Here is a 15783-nt window from a genome sequence, read left to right as displayed (position 1 = left end):
GCTTGGCGGAATACAAGATCAGACGGCTGGGCCACCTTGGGGACGGAGTTGCCGACGGCCCGGTCTTCGTCCCCGGCGCCCTGCCAGGGGAAGTGGTCACCGGCACACTTGTCGGTGACCGGCTAGTCGATATACGGATCGTCACGCCCTCGTCCGACCGCGTGGCGCCGCCCTGTCGCCATTTCAAATCCTGCGGTGGCTGCCAGATGCAGCACATGGCAGATGCGGCCTTGGCAGAATGGAAGACCGCCATCGTCAGAACTGCCTTGCAGGCACAGGGGCTGGAGGCAGAGTTCCTGCCCATGCACATCTCGCCGCCCAACACCCGGCGCAGGGCAACATTCGCCGTACGCCGGACCAGGAAGGGGGCAATGGCGGGGTTCTACGGCAAGCAGTCGGAAACGATCGTGGACATTCCCGACTGCCGGTTGCTGCACCCGCGGCTGATCGCGGCGCTGCCCATGGCCGGGGCGCTGGCCGAGGCTGGCGCAAGCCGAAAATCACCCCTTCGGGTGGCGGTGACGATGGCGGAACCGGGATTGGATGTATCGGTAACTGAAGGCAAGCCACTGGACGGCTCACTCCGCATGACGCTTGCCGAACTTTGCCAAACACATGATTTTGCGCGATTAAGCTGGGATGGAGATACGGTCGCCACCCGGCTGCCGCCCGAGCAAAGGTTCGACGGCATTTCCGTCGTGCCGCCGGCGGGCGCCTTTCTTCAGGCTACCAAGGAGGGAGAAGACGCACTTCGCGCGGATGTGCTCGACATAGTCAACGATGCAGCCACCGTCGTCGATCTCTTCGCGGGGTGCGGCACGTTTGCGCTCCCGGCCGCGCGCCGATCCGCTGTTCATGCGGTCGAAGGCGACCGGGCCATGACGACGGCGCTCGATTCCGGCTGGCGCCATGCGAAAGGCCTGAAAATGGTCACGACCGAGACGCGCGACTTGTTCCGCCAGCCACTTCAGACCGAAGAACTTGCAGGCTTTGATGCCGCCATCATCGACCCGCCCCGAGCGGGGGCGGAGGCCCAGATCGCCTTGCTTGCACAATCCCGAATTCCCGTCATCGCGCATGTCTCCTGCAATCCGGTCACGTTCGCTCGCGATGCGGCCACTTTGGTGCAAAACGGTTACACGCTGACCCGCCTGCGAGTGGTCGACCAGTTCCGCTGGTCCGTGCATGTCGAGCTTGTTGCGGAATTTCGGAAGAACGCGCCGTAAACCTGCGTATTTTCCTTGGCCGAACCCGGCCAAGTTCTGTAAAATGCGCCGCATCGGGGCAAGGAAATCGAGACAAGCCATGAAGGCAATCAAGCTGATTACCGTGCTCCTGCTGGCGATCGGGCTGGCGGGGTGCGGATCGAAGTTCAAGAAGTACAACGGGCCAGAGGTGACTCAGGTCATCGTGCAGAAGGATGAGCGTCGGCTTTACCTGATGCATCACAACCGCGTGCTGAAGACCTATCCGGTCGAGCTGGGCTTTGCCCCGCAGGGGCACAAGCAGTTCGAAGGCGACGGCAAGACGCCCGAGGGGTATTACTATATCGATCGCCGCAATCCGAACAGCAAGTTCCACCTGTCGATCGGTATCTCCTATCCCAATCCCAGCGATCGGGCCTTCGCCCAGTCGCTTGAGAGGAAGCCGGGCGGGGATATCTTCATCCACGGCCGGCCGAACGGCAATCCGCGCGACAAACGCAAAGATTGGACAGAGGGCTGCATCTCGCTCAAGAACCGCCACATGGAATGGGTCTACGCGATGGTCAACGACGGAACGCCGATCGTTCTGACCCCCTAAGCGTTCCCGTGGTTCAGGAGGTCGGGCCGGCCGCAGAAGCGCCGCGGCCGGTCACGAGCGTCCACCAGATCTTGCCGTTGGCCTCCTGCTCCCAGGAAAACCCCATCTCCGTGGCTTCTTTGGACAGGATGGTCCGGCGCGTGTTCTCGTTCTCCATCCAAGCGGCAAGCGTTTCCAGCTCGTTCTCGTAGGTTTCGGAAATGTTTTCGCCCACCAGCATGCCGCCATAGCCCACGCGGCGGACACGATCGATCGGAGAAGAGCCGTCGGATCCGAAATGCCAGGGGCGGTTCTGCAGGGACATATCTCGTGAATGCGTGGCCGCTGCGGCGTTCAGGCGCGAATCGAGCGTCAAGGGTCCCGCTCCGGCGGCCTGGCGCAGGGCATTGACCGAATCCAGCATACGATACTGGATTGTCGAGGTTTCGCTGGGGCTGATCCGGTGAATCCGTGTGGTCGAGCCGCCATCGGTGCCGGCTGGCGGACCGGTCATGGAACTGCTGCAAGCAGCAAGCAGTACAAGTGCCGAAAACAGAAGTCCGATTATACGCGCCATGAAGCTCAGCCACCTATTGAGTCGAAAGTTTCAACCGTTTAGCCCGCCATACCGTGTAGTTCAAACACGCTTGGGCGCCACTTTGCCACCCTGCATGAGTTTGAATTGCGACTGCGGCATTCGCGCACTATAGTCTGCGCCGGTAAAAGCCAGCATTCATGGAGAAATGGCAATGGCGAAAATACAGTCGGGCGGCGTGAGCAGACGTGCATTTCTCGCCGGTACGGCAACGGTGATCGGCGCCCCGGCCTTGGCCCAGAGCATGAACAGCGCCGCGACGACCGAGATGGAGAGCGACATCTCGCAGAGTGTCCGGCGCAACATTTCGAGCTTCCGGACGCTGCATTGGCAACCTTACTTTTCGAACCTGAACAACGGTGCGGTCCTGGTAGATACCCAGTCGCGAGCCCTGCATTACTGGTCGGAGGATCAGTCGGTCTATAAGCTGTATCCCACCAGCGTTCCCATGACAGAGGAACTGACCCGTCGAGGCCGGACAAGCGTGGTCCAGAAGGTCGTCGGCCCCGAATGGCGCCCGACGCCCTCGATGCTGGAACGCAACCCCGACTGGCCAAGCTATGTCGGCCCGGGTCCGGACAACCCCCTCGGAACGCACGCGCTTTACCTGAGCTGGACCTATTACCGCATCCACGGAACCCACGACACCCGCAAGATAGGGCGCCGGTCTTCGAACGGGTGCATCGGGCTTTACAACGAACATATCCAGGAACTCTTCGGCCTGACGAAGGTCGGTACGCAGGTGCTGCTTATCTGACCTGATCGGGATAACCGTTTCGGGGAGGGGCGGCGCGTTGCGCCGCCTTTGTCCTTTCCGAAGCAAGCCTTGTGGCCCTATCGAGCAACTTTTACGATTGCCCCAGGAGGCGTCACGATGAGACTCGATCCCTATTTCCGGAAAGCAAAACACTTCCCCGAGGCGCTGAATCGTTTGCGGGAGATCCTTCTCGAGTATCCTCTGAAGGAAGAGCTGAAATGGCGGCAGCCTTGCTATACCTATGACGGCGGTAATGTCGTGATCCTGCATGAAATGAAGAGCTATTGCGGTCTGGGCTTTCTGCGCGGGGCGCTGATCGACGACCCGAAAGGTGTTCTGGTGGCACCGGGAAAGAATTCACAGGCCGCGCGCCAGATGCGGTTTCGCAGTGTCGCCGAGATCGACGAGCAGGAAGACACCCTCCGCGCGATTATCGAAAGTGCCATCGCGGTACACAAGTCCGGCCAGAAGGTGGACTTCAAGGCAAAGCGCGAGCTGGTTTACCCCGATGAACTGAAGGAAAAAATGGCAGGAGATGCGGCTTTCAAAGCCGCGTTCGAGGCGCTCACGCCGGGCCGGCAGCGCGGCTACATACTGCATATCTCGGACGCCAAGCAATCGAAGACCCGTAGCGCGCGGATCGAGAAGCACTACGATCGCATCATGGACGGGCTTGGAATACACGACCGGTAGGTCGAGCGGGCGCCTTCAGGCTTCTACCCAACCTTTCAGGTTGGCCGCGATCACCTCGGTCAGTGCCCCGATATGCGCCTCGTCGTCGTTGAGGCATGGAATATAGGTAAACGCCTCACCGCCCGCGTCCTCGAAACTTTCACGGATCTCTTCGTTGATCTCTTCCAGCGTCTCGATGCAGTCGGCCGAGAAAGCGGGGGCGATCACCGCGATGCGTTTCTTGCCCTCTTCACGGGCCAACCGGGCCACCTCTTCCACCGTATATGGCCGCAGCCATTCCTCGGGTCCGAACACCGACTGAAACGTGGTGGTGATCTGCGTCTCGTCCCAACCCAAACGTTCGCGCAACAGGCGCGTCGTCTTCTGGCACTGGCAATGGTACGGATCACCTTGCAGCAGGTAACGCCTGGGCATTCCGTGATAGGAAACCACGAGGATCTCGGGCTTCGATGTCAGCGCGCCATAGGCCCGCTCGACCGACGTCGCCAGTGCCTCGATGTAGCGGGGATGCTCGAAGTAGGGTTCGACCACGCGCGCCGTGGGCTGCCATGTTTCTTCCATCAAGGCGCGGAAGAACTGATCGTTGGCAGTGGCAGACGTCGCCCCCGCATACTGCGGGTAGAGAGGAAAAAACAGGATGCGGGTACACCCTGCCTCGACCATCGCGCGCACTTTGGACCGGGTCGACGGATTGCCATAGCGCATGCAGAAATCGACCATCACCTGGTCGCCGTACCGCTCGGTCAGGGCCTTGGACAGCTTGGCCGTCTGATCGCGGGTGATGGTCATCAGGGGGCTTTCGCCCTTCTCCTCGTTCCAGATGGACTTGTATGCCTTGCCGCTGGTGAACGGTCGTTTCGACAGAATGACGAGTTGCAGCAAAGGCTGCCATTTCCATGGGCTGTAATCGATCACGCGCCGATCCGACAGGAACTCGCCCAGGTACCGACGCATCGGCCAGTAACTGTAGTGATCCGGCGTACCGAGATTGGCCAGCAATACCCCGGTTTTCGCATTTGCAATCGCCGGGTGGTCAGCCGGGGCGTGAACGGGCCGGGTGGCGTCGGGCATGGGCTAAGATCTCTCGTTCCTGTCTGCCGTGGACATAAACGGTTCAGCCGTGCCGTCAATCTTCGAGGCTAGTTTCCTCGACACCGAGCACATCGGCAAGCCGGCGGGTCGCCGAACCGGGGCGCAGCGGCTGGGGCTGGCTGGCATCGGGCGCCCAGCCGGTCAGAACGATCAGCTCGAAGGTGGCAGGCACCCGGCCATCCCCGTCGCCGTAACTTTCGACGTAAATCTCGCTGGCGCGGGCGAAAAGCGCCTTTGACGACAGCGTTCGGCGCCGTGAATGAAGGGCATTGCCCTCGCCCATGAAGCGTAGTTCCTTCATCAGGTGAAGCGGGGTCTCATAGCTTGCCGTCAATCTCACGCTGTCTGCGACAGACAGGGCATAGCCCGCCCGCTGAAGCAGGGCGCCAAGGTCACGGATCTCTGCCATCGGAGCCACTCGGGGCGACAGGCCGCCGTAGAGGTCCGATTCCGCCTGTGCCAGCGACGCGCGCAATTCATGCAGCGTTTCTCCCCCAAGCATGACACCGAGGAAAAGCCCGTCGGGACGAAGACTCCGCCGCGCCTGAATGAGCTGCCCGACCGGGTCATCGGCCCAGTGCAGGCACATGGCATGGACGATCAGGTCATGCGCGTTCTGCTCGAGGAGAATGGTCTCCTCATCGTCAACCACGTGTGCGCCGGGCAAAAAACCATCCCAAAAATCACCGAATCCCCTTATCAGGGCCGGATTGCGAAAGGATTTTTTAACCAGAGTCAGACGATCCTGAATTTCATCGCGAGCCGCTTCTTGCAGGAACGCGACCGGCGCGGCCGTCGCGCGGGCTCGGTTGCGGATCAGGGCCGCGCGATCGGTAAGCGGAAGGGTCATGGCTCAGAAGGTAAGACGACGTTGGTTTCATTTCAAACTGCACTGCAGTTGATCTATCCGCCCCGATGTATCCTGTGCGGGACACAAGTGGAAAGCGAATTCGGCCTCTGTGGGCCGTGCTGGAGAGATACGCCCTTCATATCGGGCCTCTCCTGTCACCTGTGTGGCGTACCGCTTCCCGGTGACAACGACGGCGAGAGGGTGACCTGCGACGACTGTCTCAGGATTGCCCGACCCTGGAGTGCCGGACGCGCTGCCATGCTTTATCACGAGAACGGTCGCAAGCTGGTCATGGCGCTCAAGCATGGCGACCGGCAGGAGATCGTGCGGCCAGCGGCCCGGTGGCTGGCCCATGCTGCGCGGTCGCTCGCGTCACCCGATACGCTCATTGCGCCCGTACCCTTGCACTGGACCCGCATGCTCCGCCGTCGATACAATCAGTCGGCCTTGCTGACCAATGGACTGGCCCGCCACCTGGATGCCGGTCACTGCCCTGATTTGCTACAGCGAAACGTCCGAACGCTTCCACTCAAAGGCAAAGGCTTCGAGGAGCGGTTCGAAACCCTGTCGGGAACCATTTCCGTCAAACCGGGCCGCACAGATCTTGCCCATGGTCGAACGGTCCTTCTGGTCGATGACGTGATGACGTCCGGGGCGACATTGGCGGCGGCAACCATGGCCTGCTACGCGGCCGGTGCCGAAGATGTGCGCATTCTGGTACTGGCGCGCGTGGCCAAGCGTCCCTAAGTTCTCCTGAAACGCAATTTTTCGGGAGCACGTGATGAAACCCGTCGAAATCTACACATCGCCGCTCTGCGGCTTCTGCCATGCAGCCAAACGCCTGTTGACCCAGAAGGGCATCAGTTTCTCCGAGATCGATGTTCTCGAGAACCCGTCGCGCAAGGCCGAGATGATCGACCGTGCCAACGGGGGGCGCACCGTGCCGCAGATCTTCGTGGGGGACGTCCATGTCGGTGGGTGCGATGAGCTCTACGCGCTTGAACGCGCAGGGAAACTGGATCCGCTGCTGGCCGCATGAAAGCGGCCCTGCTCCAGCTGACGAGTGGCGACGATCCATCGGAGAACCGAAAGATGGTGCGCGCGCAGTTCGACGAGGCGGTCGGATTGGGCGCGGGTTTCATCCTGACACCCGAGGTGACGAACTGCGTTTCCACGAGCCGGACACGTCAGAAAGAGGTGCTGCAGCCCGAGGTCGAAGACGAAACGCTTGCCGCTTTGCGTGAGAAAGCGCGGCAGGCGCAGGTCTGGTGCCTCATCGGATCACTTGCATTGAAAACCGACGATGCCGACGGCCGATTTGCAAACCGTTCCTTCCTGATCGCGCCCGATGGATCGATTGCCGCCCGCTACGACAAGATCCACATGTTCGACGTGCGCGTTTCCGAAACCGAAGTATACCGCGAATCCGACGGGTACCGGCCGGGCGACACGGCGGTGACGGCCGAAACGCCCTTTGGCACGGTTGGGCTGACCATCTGCTATGATATCCGGTTTCCGCATCTATACCGGCAGTTGGCCAAGGCGGGCGCCGAGATCCTCACCGTGCCATCCGCATTCTCGGCAGTGACCGGCGCCGCGCATTGGGAAACCCTACTTCGCGCCCGGGCGATCGAGACAGGGTCCTACATCCTCGCGCCCGCCCAGACCGGGACGCACCCCGCCACGCGCGGCAAACAACGCCAAACCTATGGTCATTCCCTGGCGATCGGGCCCTGGGGCGACATTCTGGCGGATGCCGGCGAAGCGCCGGGCGTGATTTGCATTGATCTGGATAGGAAAGACGTGGAAGAAGCGAGACGCCGCATTCCTTCCCTGCGGCAGGCCAATCGGTTCGACGACCCTGTATGACAGAAAAACCCGGCAATCCCCTTGCGGTCACGCTGTTCAGCGAGATCCTGACCAATGAACAACTCATCCGCAACAAGCTGAGCCGGGTGTTGCCCAAGGGTATGGAAATCTCTCATTTCTCGGTGTTGAACCACCTCGCCCGGATCGGCGGAGAGCGCAGCCCGGCGCAGTTGGCCAAGTCGTTTCATGTCACCCGCGGCGCCATGACAAACACGCTGGGCAAGCTGGAATGGGCCGGTTACGTGCATATCCGTCCCGATTGGGACGACGCTCGCCGGAAGATGGTCACGATCAGCCCGGCCGGACGACAGGCGCGCGATGCGGCGATTTCCGCCATTTCGCCGTTAATTTCCGAGCTTGTTGACGAACTCGGTGAGGACAAGGTGCGCGCGACGCTGCCGGTATTGCGCGAGCTGCGGACGAAAATGGAATCCGGCGGCTGAACGTCAGGCCGGATTCAGGCTGGCCGTGACATAGTTCACGCTCAGGTCCCGATCCGAAAGCGACCATGTCCACGTGACAGGGTTGAAGACGAACCCCTTGCGGTCGACCGGAGTGAGCCCCGCTTGCTGAATCAGCTGGTAGAGTTCGTCCGGCGTAATGAATTTCGACCATTCATGCGTACCCTTCGGCAGCCAGCGCATCACGTATTCCGCACCGACGATGGCCATGGCAAAGCTTTTCGGGTTGCGGTTGATGGTCGAGCAGATGTGGATGCCGCCCGGCTTCAGCAGTTGCTGGCAGGCCGTGATGTAAGAGAGAGGGTCGGATACGTGCTCGACGACTTCCATGTTCAAAACCGCGTCGAACTGCTCGCCCGCAGCAGCCAGTGCCTCGGCGGTCGTGTGGCGATAGTCGATGCTGAGCCCGGATTGTTCGGCATGAATCTGCGCGACTGGAATATTTCCCGCGGCCGCGTCGGCGCCAACGACTTCGGCGCCGAGCCGTGCCATCGGTTCGCTCAAAAGGCCGCCGCCGCAGCCGATATCGAGAATCCGCAGCCCTTCGAACGGTGACGTCGCGTTCAGATCACGGTCGAACTCGGCAGCAATCTGACTGGTGATATAGTCAAGCCTGCAAGGGTTGAGCATGTGCAGCGGCTTGAATTTCCCGTTCGGATCCCACCACTCGGCGGCCATCGCCTCGAACTTTGCGACTTCGGCGGCGTCAATCGTGGTCTGAGCGGCTTGCATTCTGCTCTCCATATGCTCTTTTGGTCACGCCCTCGTATATAGGACGGTCATGGATAAATACTCAGGCCAAAAGAGCGCAGTCCAGTATTTGTACCCGCCGGTCGAGCCGTTCGACAGGCGGATGATGGATGTGGGCGAGGGGCATACGATCTATGTCGAGCAGTCGGGGAACCCGGAGGGGAAGCCTGTTGTCGTGCTGCATGGCGGGCCCGGGGGCGGGTGCAGCCCGGCGATGCGGCGGTATTTCGATCCGATGGTCTACCGGATCATCCTGTTCGACCAGCGCGGCTGTGGCCGGTCGAAGCCGCATGCGAGTGTCGAGGCGAATACGACGTGGCATCTTGTTGCGGACATTGAGAAAATTCGCGAGGCGCTTGGCGTGGAGCGGTGGATCGTGTTCGGCGGAAGCTGGGGGGCGACGCTGGCGCTGATCTATGCGCAGAGCCATCCGGAGAGGGCGGTGCACCTTGTGTTAAGGGGGGTGTTCACCATGACCCGGGCCGAGCTGGACTGGTTCTATGGTGGTGGCGCCGGGCGGTTCTGGCCGGAAACCTGGGAGCAATTTCAGAGGCTTATACCCCGGGAAGAACGGGGGGACATGATCGCGGCCTACCATAAAAGGCTGTTCTCGGGGGACCGGGCGGAAGAGGCCCGATATGGCAAGGCCTGGGCGGCGTGGGAGAATGCGCTGGCCACCGTCGGGTCGAGCGGGGTGGGCGGGGATAGCCCGCCGGATTATGCCCGGGCCTTCGCGAGGCTGGAGAACCATTATTTCACCCATGCCGGTTTCCTGGAGAAGGACGGGCAAATCTTTGATAACATACCGAAAATCTCCCATATCCCCGGCACGATCGTGCAGGGCAGGTATGACATGATCTGCCCGCCGGAATCGGCGTTCCGGCTGGCGAGGGACTGGGAAATGGCCGATCTGCGGATGATTCCGCTGGCGGGTCATGCGCTTTCGGAGCCGGGAATCAGCGCCGAGCTGGTGCGGGTGATGCAGGCGCTAGGGCGCGACTGAAACCCCGGAATTTCAACGTCGGTATAACGTCGGTATTTTGTCGGTATTACGTCGGTGGGCGGAACCGAGACCTGTGCTACCTTCCCGGTGACAAGGAGGTACATCATGTCCGACAAACCAGCCATCGAAGCGCGCGAGAACGGGCCCTTCGTCGCCAAGCACATCCGCCGGATGAAAGGCCCCGATGGGGAAGACATCGAGGTGAAGCCCACCATGGCGCTTTGCCGCTGCGGGCATTCCGGGACCAAGCCCTTTTGTGATGGCAGCCACGCGAAGGCGGGGTTCAGGAGCGACGTCGGAGAGCCGGCGGGCAAGGACAAGCTTCTGAGCTACGAGGGCGCGGAGGTGGCGGTGACGTTCAATCCGCGCATCTGTGCCCATGCCGCCGAGTGCGGGCGGCTGGCGGGGCATGTGTTCAACCCGGAACAGAAGCCGTGGATCCAGCCCGACAAGGGCACGCGGGCCGAGGTGGAGGAGGTTGTGGCCGCCTGCCCGTCGGGCGCGCTGGCGCTGAAGCGCGCGGATGGCGGGCGGGAGCACCGGATGATGGAGCGGTACGATATCACGGTGGAGAAGAACGGCCCCTACTGGGTGCAGAACGTGACCTCGCCTGCCGGGGCGCAGGCGGAGGGGATGTCGCCGGAGAAATACGTGCTGTGCCGCTGCGGTTTGTCGGGGAACAAGCCGTATTGTGACGGGACGCACCGTGACGAGGGGTGGACGGCGGAGTAGGGTCACTGGCCGCGGGTGCCCGGAATCAAGCCACGCCAAGGGCGTGGCGCCGGGCAGCGCCCGACCGCCCCCCGGGCGGGCGCTTCTGCAACGGCACCTTGCCGAGCCAGCGTTGGAGATGGGCTGCGCCATAAATCAACCATGACAATCGTTGGCGCGCCCACCCGCGGTCGGGCACTGCCCGGCACGCATATGTCTACCGCTATTGCAGCCTGACACCGGCCATTGCAGGCTGGCGTGGAAAATCCGGATATACCCTGCCGGATTCAAATGAGCGAGCGCCCCCATGACCAAACCCGGATACCGCATCGACCCCGCCGACCCGGAGGCGTTCCGGCGCGCGTTTCACGAGTTGGCCGATGCCTGTCTCGACCGGGTGGCGCAGGCGCGGGAGTTGCCGTGGATTGCGAAGCCTGCGGATATGGCCGAGACCGTCGCGCTGGTCAGTGATGAGCCGGGGCTGGGTGAGGCGGAGCTGTTCGCGATGATGCGGGGGGAGGTGATGCCCTATGCGACGGGCAACACCCATCCGCGGTTCTTCGGTTGGGTGCATGGTACGGGCCAGCCGGTGGGCGTGGCCGCAGAAATGGTGGCGGCTGCGATGAACTCGAACCTCGGCGGGCGGGACCACGGGGCGATGGCAGTGGAGCAGGCCGTGATCGACTGGTCGCAGCGGCAGGCCGGGCTGCCGGAGGGGGCGTCGGGGGTTCTGACCACCGGCACCAGCCAGGCGACGATCCTGGCGCTGAGCGCGGCAAGGATGAAGCTGTTCGGGGATGCCGTGCGCAAGGACGGAATCGCGGGGTTGGGCCGTATCAGGGTCTATTCCGTGACAGGCGCGCATGCCTGTATCGAGAAGGCGATGGAGGTGATGGGGCATGGCAGCCGGGCCGTGCGTCATATCCCGCAGGGGCCGGATGGGGCTATGGATATGGAGGCGCTGGAGGCGGCGATTGCCGAGGATCGTGCCGCGCGAATCCTGCCGATGGCGGTGGTGGGCACGGCCGGGTCGGTCAATACCGGAACGTTCGACCGGCTGGATGCGATTGCCGGGTTGTGCGGGCGCGAGGGGCTGTGGTTTCACGTCGATGGCGCCTTCGGTTTCTGGGCGGTGCTGGCGGAGGATCCGTGGCGCGAGCTTGTGCGGGGCGTCGACCGGGCCGACAGCATCGCGGCGGATTTTCACAAGTGGATCGGGGTGCCTTATGATTGCGGCATGGTGCTGATACGCGATGGCGATCTGCACCGGCGGACATTCTCGACCCGGCCCGCCTATCTCGAGGGGCAGGGGGCGGGTCTTGGTGGGGGCGAGACGTGGTTCACCGATTACGGTCTGGAATTAAGCCGGGGATTCCGGGCGCTGAAGGTCTGGGCCGCGATCAAGGCGGCGGGGGTGCCGGCGCTTTCGGCGACGATCACCGACAATTGCCGGCAGGCGACGCTGATGGCGGAGCTGATTGAGGCGTCGGAGGTGCTGGAGCTGGCACAGCCGGTGCAGGCGAACGTGTGCTGTTTCTACCTGACGCGCGGGGAGGCTTCGGCGGTTGCCACGGCGTTGCAGCTTTCGGGGGAGGCGGTGTTTTCAACGACGACGCTGAACGGGCGGGAGTGCCTTCGGGCGGCGATCGTCAATCACCGGACGACAGAGGAGGATATCCGGCTGGCGGTTGCGGCCGTGGAGCGGGAGGTGCTGGCGGTTGAGGTATAATGCCGCGCGGAATCGAGGGCTTCAGCCCGCCGCGCGATCGCCAGGCCGCCCCGACGGGCTGGCGATTGGGAGAGGGCAGCGTGACGGGCGGAAGTTGTTCGGACTTGGCAGGCATAAAGTGCCCTCCACTCACGTTGGATCGCCACCCCGCGGCCTGGCGATCGCGCGGCTCATCGCTTAGCTTCGAACGAAATGAGCGGTGTCGCGCGTCTGGGGAGTTGAACTTGGGCAAAGACACCCCTTGCAGACTCGCGCCGGTGGGCGTATATGCCCTTTCAACAGCGGCGCTTTCGGGTCCACACCGGAGGCTCCACCGGATAGCTACGACGGGCCGCGCGCCCGTTTTTTTGTGTTTGAAGGACCGATGAGCAACACCCTGATCGCCAAGTCCGCCATCGACCGCAGGATGGCCGAGATCATCACCCCCGTCATCGAGGACATGGGGTATGAGCTCGTGCGCGTGCGGCTGATGGGCGGGAAGTCCGCGACGCTTCAGATCATGGCCGAGAAGCCCGATGGCGGGATCGAGGTGGATGATTGCGCCGATATCTCGAACGCGGTGAGTGCCGTGCTGGATGTCGAGGACCCGATCACCGATGCCTATACGCTGGAAGTGTCGAGCCCCGGGATCGACCGGCCGCTGACGCGGCTGAAGGACTTCGAGGAGTTCGAGGGCTACGAGGCGAAGATCGAGACGCATGAGCTGATCGAGGGCCGGAAACGGTTCAAGGGCGTGCTGGCCGGGGTCGAGGGCGACGAGGTGCTGATCAATCTCGACGAGGGCACGGTGGGGCTGCAGTTCGACTGGCTGGCGGATGCCAAGCTGGTGCTGACCGACGAGCTGATCCGCGACATGCTGAAGGCGCGCAAGGATGCGGGCGTGCTCAACGAAGATCAATTTGACGATATCGAGACCGACGGGTCGGAGGAGAACTAAGAATGGCAATTACCTCTGCAAACCAGCTTGAGCTGCTGCAAACCGCCGAGGCCGTGGCGCGGGAGAAGATGATCGACCCCGGGCTGGTGGTCGAGGCGATGGAAGAGAGCCTCGCCCGGGCGGCCAAGAGCCGGTACGGCGCCGAGATGGATATCCGCGTGAGCATCGACCGCAAGACGGGCCGGGCCACGTTCAGCCGCGTGCGGACGGTGGTCGAGGATGAGGAGCTGGAGAATTACCAGGCCGAGATGACCGTCGAGCAGGCGAAGCAGTATCTCGAGGATCCGAAGGTGGGCGACACCTTCGTCGAGGAAGTGCCGCCGGTGGACATGGGCCGGATTGCCGCGCAGAGCGCCAAGCAGGTGATCCTGCAGAAGGTGCGCGAGGCCGAGCGGGACCGGCAGTATGACGAGTTCAAGGATCGCGCGGGCACCATCATCAACGGCGTGGTCAAGCGCGAGGAATACGGCAACGTCATCGTCGACGTGGGCCGGGGCGAGGCGATCCTGCGCCGGAACGAGAAGATCGGCCGGGAGAGCTATCGCAATGGCGACCGCATCCGCTGTTACATCAAGGATGTGCGGCGCGAAGCCCGTGGCCCGCAGATTTTCCTGAGCCGGACGGCGCCGGAGTTCATGGCCGAGCTGTTCAAGATGGAGGTGCCGGAAATCTATGACGGCATCATCGACATCAAGGCCGTGGCGCGTGATCCGGGGAGCCGGGCGAAGATCGCGGTGATTTCCTATGACAACTCGATCGACCCCGTGGGCGCCTGTGTGGGTATGCGGGGCAGCCGGGTTCAGGCGGTGGTGAACGAGCTTCAGGGTGAGAAGATCGACATCATCCCGTGGAACGAGGACCAGCCGACCTTCCTTGTGAACGCGCTGCAGCCCGCCGAGGTGAGCAAGGTGGTTCTGGACGAGGAAGCCGAGCGGATCGAGGTTGTCGTTCCCGAGGATCAGCTGAGCCTCGCCATCGGCCGCCGGGGTCAGAACGTGCGGCTGGCGAGCCAGCTGACCGGTCTGGACATCGACATCATGACCGAGGCCGAGGACAGCGAGCGCCGCCAGAAGGAATTCGAGGAGCGGACCAACCTGTTCATGACCGCGCTGGACCTCGACGAGTTCTTTGCCCAGCTTCTGGTGTCGGAAGGCTTCACCAACCTCGACGAGGTGGCCTATGTCGAGCTGGACGAGCTGCTGGTGATCGACGGCGTCGACGAGGACACCGCCAACGAGCTTCAGGCGCGGGCGCGCGATGTTCTGGAGGCGCAGGCGCGCGAGGCGCTGGACAAGGCGCGCGAACTGGGTGCCGAGGACAGCCTTATTGACTTCGAGGGGCTGACACCCCAGATGGTGAGGGCACTTGCCGAGGATGGCGTGAAAACGCTGGAAGACTTCGCCACCTGCGCCGACTGGGAACTGGCAGGCGGCTGGACCACGGTCGACGGTGAGCGCGTCAAGGATGACGGCCTTCTCGAACCTTTCGATGTGTCGCTCGAGGAAGCGCAGCATCTGGTGATGACCGCCCGGATCAGCCTGGGCTGGGTCGATCCCGCCGATCTGGAAAGTGACGAGGACGACGAGGAAGGTCTCGAAGAAGGCGCGGAAGTCGAAGAGGAGGGCGAGGCCTGATCTTTCAGGCCTCGCGGTAGTCTCATGGGTCGCGGTGGGCAACCCAAGGACCGGTCGGAAGGCCCCGGGCGCAAGTGCATTGCCACGGGCGAGGTGCGTCCGGCCGAGGGGATGATCCGGTTCGTGGTCGGGCCCGACGGCCAGATCGTGCCGGACCTGCTGGGCAAGCTGCCGGGCCGGGGCATCTGGGTCAGTGCCGAGCGGGCGGCGCTGGAGAAGGCCGTGGCGAAGAACCTGTTCGCCCGTGCCGCCAAGCAGCCGGTGCAGGTGCCCGACGGGCTGGTGGATTTCGTCGAGGCGCAGCTGGCGCTTCGGGTGACGAACCTGATCAGCCTTGCCCGGAAGGGCGGCGGGGCCGTGTGTGGATACGAGAAGGTCAAGGACTGGCTTCAGAAGGAAGAGGCCAGTGTCCTGATCCAGGCCAGCGACGGGTCCGAGCGGGGAAAATCGAAGCTGAGCACGCCATATGGCGGCGATTTCATAGGCTGGCTTACGGCGGATGAGCTGGGCCGGGCCTTCGGGCGACAAACCGTGATCCATGCCGCACTGGGGGATGGCGGTTTGCCGCAACGTGTTGTAGAGGATGCGGCAAGGCTGAAAGGCCTGCGCGTCTCGGGTGGCGACGAGAGCCATCGGAAAGGAAGAAAGACCAGATGAGCGACAACGACGGGAAGAAAACTCTGGGTGTGCGTGGCGGTCCCCGGTCGGGGAACGTGAAGCAGAGCTTCAGCCATGGCCGCACCAAGAACGTCGTGGTGGAAACCAAGCGCAAGCGCGTCGTCAAGCCGGCGAAACCCGGCGGCGCGCCCGGTCGGTCTGCGCCCGGGTCTTCGCAGTCGCCCTCAGCCGATGGCAGCAAGCGCCCCGCGGGGATTTCCGATGCGGAGATGGAACGCCGGATGAAGGCGCTGCAGGCCGCC

Annotated in this window: 19 protein-coding genes; 15 read left to right on the top strand and 4 right to left on the bottom strand. The window is 62.9% G+C overall.

The window, feature by feature from the left end:
* The first annotated feature begins 2 nt into the window (after positions 1-2).
* A complete protein-coding gene (locus ACO07J_RS13840) occupies positions 3-1226 on the top strand; it encodes a class I SAM-dependent RNA methyltransferase (protein ID WP_422029943.1) in 1224 nt (407 codons plus the stop codon).
* A gap of 79 nt (positions 1227-1305) precedes the next feature.
* Positions 1306-1803 carry a L,D-transpeptidase family protein gene (locus ACO07J_RS13835; RefSeq protein WP_422029941.1) on the top strand — a complete coding sequence of 166 codons (498 nt, stop codon included), beginning with the start codon at positions 1306-1308 and terminating at the stop codon, positions 1801-1803.
* A 13-nt stretch (positions 1804-1816) separates the two neighbouring features.
* Here the strand turns inward: ACO07J_RS13835 and ACO07J_RS13830 are convergent, their stop codons facing one another.
* Positions 1817-2359: a CAP domain-containing protein gene (locus ACO07J_RS13830; RefSeq protein ID WP_422029939.1), complete on the bottom strand. Its 543-nt coding sequence runs from the start codon at positions 2357-2359 to the stop codon at positions 1817-1819.
* Positions 2360-2531: 172 nt separating this feature from the next.
* Here ACO07J_RS13830 and ACO07J_RS13825 point away from each other — a divergent pair, with 172 nt between their 5' ends.
* A complete protein-coding gene (locus tag ACO07J_RS13825; protein WP_422029937.1) occupies positions 2532-3134 on the top strand; it encodes a L,D-transpeptidase in 603 nt (200 codons plus the stop codon).
* A 117-nt stretch (positions 3135-3251) separates the two neighbouring features.
* On the top strand, positions 3252-3827 hold the full coding sequence (locus ACO07J_RS13820; RefSeq protein ID WP_422029935.1) for a YdeI/OmpD-associated family protein: 576 nt from the start codon (positions 3252-3254) through the stop codon (positions 3825-3827).
* A 15-nt stretch (positions 3828-3842) separates the two neighbouring features.
* Here ACO07J_RS13820 and hemH read toward each other — a convergent pair whose 3' ends face one another.
* Entirely contained in the window at positions 3843-4898 is a 1056-nt protein-coding gene (gene hemH, locus ACO07J_RS13815; protein ID WP_422029933.1) for a ferrochelatase, read from the bottom strand.
* 55 nt (positions 4899-4953) lie between these two features.
* Positions 4954-5769 carry a methyltransferase domain-containing protein gene (locus tag ACO07J_RS13810; protein ID WP_422029931.1) on the bottom strand — a complete coding sequence of 272 codons (816 nt, stop codon included), beginning with the start codon at positions 5767-5769 and terminating at the stop codon, positions 4954-4956.
* A gap of 21 nt (positions 5770-5790) precedes the next feature.
* Between ACO07J_RS13810 and ACO07J_RS13805 the strand changes: the two genes are divergently transcribed.
* Genes ACO07J_RS13805 through ACO07J_RS13790 form a run of 4 tightly spaced genes read left to right on the top strand, consistent with a single transcriptional unit; the run spans position 5791 to position 8081 of the window.
* Positions 5791-6516 carry a double zinc ribbon domain-containing protein gene (locus ACO07J_RS13805; protein ID WP_422029929.1) on the top strand — a complete coding sequence of 242 codons (726 nt, stop codon included), beginning with the start codon at positions 5791-5793 and terminating at the stop codon, positions 6514-6516.
* A 34-nt stretch (positions 6517-6550) separates the two neighbouring features.
* Positions 6551-6808: a glutaredoxin 3 gene (grxC, locus tag ACO07J_RS13800; protein WP_422029927.1), complete on the top strand. Its 258-nt coding sequence runs from the start codon at positions 6551-6553 to the stop codon at positions 6806-6808.
* Complete coding sequence (locus ACO07J_RS13795) at positions 6805-7638, top strand: carbon-nitrogen hydrolase family protein (RefSeq protein WP_422029925.1); 834 nt, start codon at positions 6805-6807, stop codon at positions 7636-7638. Before grxC ends, ACO07J_RS13795 begins: the two co-directional genes overlap by 4 nt.
* Positions 7635-8081, top strand: coding sequence for a MarR family winged helix-turn-helix transcriptional regulator (locus tag ACO07J_RS13790; RefSeq protein WP_300893369.1), 447 nt, complete (start codon positions 7635-7637; stop codon positions 8079-8081). The genes ACO07J_RS13795 and ACO07J_RS13790 overlap by 4 nt, the downstream gene beginning before the upstream one ends.
* Before the next feature lie 3 nt (positions 8082-8084).
* On the opposite strand, the gene ubiG is transcribed toward ACO07J_RS13790, so the two are convergent.
* On the bottom strand, positions 8085-8831 hold the full coding sequence (gene ubiG / locus ACO07J_RS13785; RefSeq protein ID WP_422029923.1) for a bifunctional 2-polyprenyl-6-hydroxyphenol methylase/3-demethylubiquinol 3-O-methyltransferase UbiG: 747 nt from the start codon (positions 8829-8831) through the stop codon (positions 8085-8087).
* 49 nt (positions 8832-8880) lie between these two features.
* Between ubiG and pip the strand changes: the two genes are divergently transcribed.
* The 7 genes from pip to ACO07J_RS13750 all read left to right on the top strand — a co-directional run.
* Positions 8881-9852 (top strand): prolyl aminopeptidase, encoded by a 972-nt coding sequence (gene pip, locus ACO07J_RS13780; RefSeq protein WP_422029921.1) that lies wholly within the window; start codon positions 8881-8883, stop codon positions 9850-9852.
* Between the two features lie 105 nt (positions 9853-9957).
* Positions 9958-10584: a CDGSH iron-sulfur domain-containing protein gene (locus ACO07J_RS13775; protein ID WP_422029919.1), complete on the top strand. Its 627-nt coding sequence runs from the start codon at positions 9958-9960 to the stop codon at positions 10582-10584.
* A 286-nt stretch (positions 10585-10870) separates the two neighbouring features.
* The gene (locus ACO07J_RS13770) at positions 10871-12292 is read left to right on the top strand and encodes a pyridoxal phosphate-dependent decarboxylase family protein (protein ID WP_422029918.1); all 1422 of its coding nucleotides are present in this window, start codon (positions 10871-10873) and stop codon (positions 12290-12292) included.
* A gap of 364 nt (positions 12293-12656) precedes the next feature.
* A complete protein-coding gene (rimP, locus tag ACO07J_RS13765) occupies positions 12657-13229 on the top strand; it encodes a ribosome maturation factor RimP (protein ID WP_422029916.1) in 573 nt (190 codons plus the stop codon).
* A 2-nt stretch (positions 13230-13231) separates the two neighbouring features.
* Entirely contained in the window at positions 13232-14863 is a 1632-nt protein-coding gene (nusA, locus tag ACO07J_RS13760) for a transcription termination factor NusA (protein ID WP_422029914.1), read from the top strand.
* 24 nt (positions 14864-14887) lie between these two features.
* On the top strand, positions 14888-15520 hold the full coding sequence (locus ACO07J_RS13755; RefSeq protein WP_422029912.1) for an RNA-binding protein: 633 nt from the start codon (positions 14888-14890) through the stop codon (positions 15518-15520).
* The coding region (locus ACO07J_RS13750; protein WP_422029910.1) for a translation initiation factor IF-2 associated domain-containing protein at positions 15517-15783 on the top strand (267 nt) is incomplete at its 3' end. The genes ACO07J_RS13755 and ACO07J_RS13750, both read left to right, overlap by 4 nt.

This window comes from Roseovarius sp. (assembly GCF_965228755.1).
Lineage (GTDB): Bacteria > Pseudomonadota > Alphaproteobacteria > Rhodobacterales > Rhodobacteraceae > Roseovarius.
This window is presented reverse-complemented; position numbering and strand designations above follow the sequence as displayed.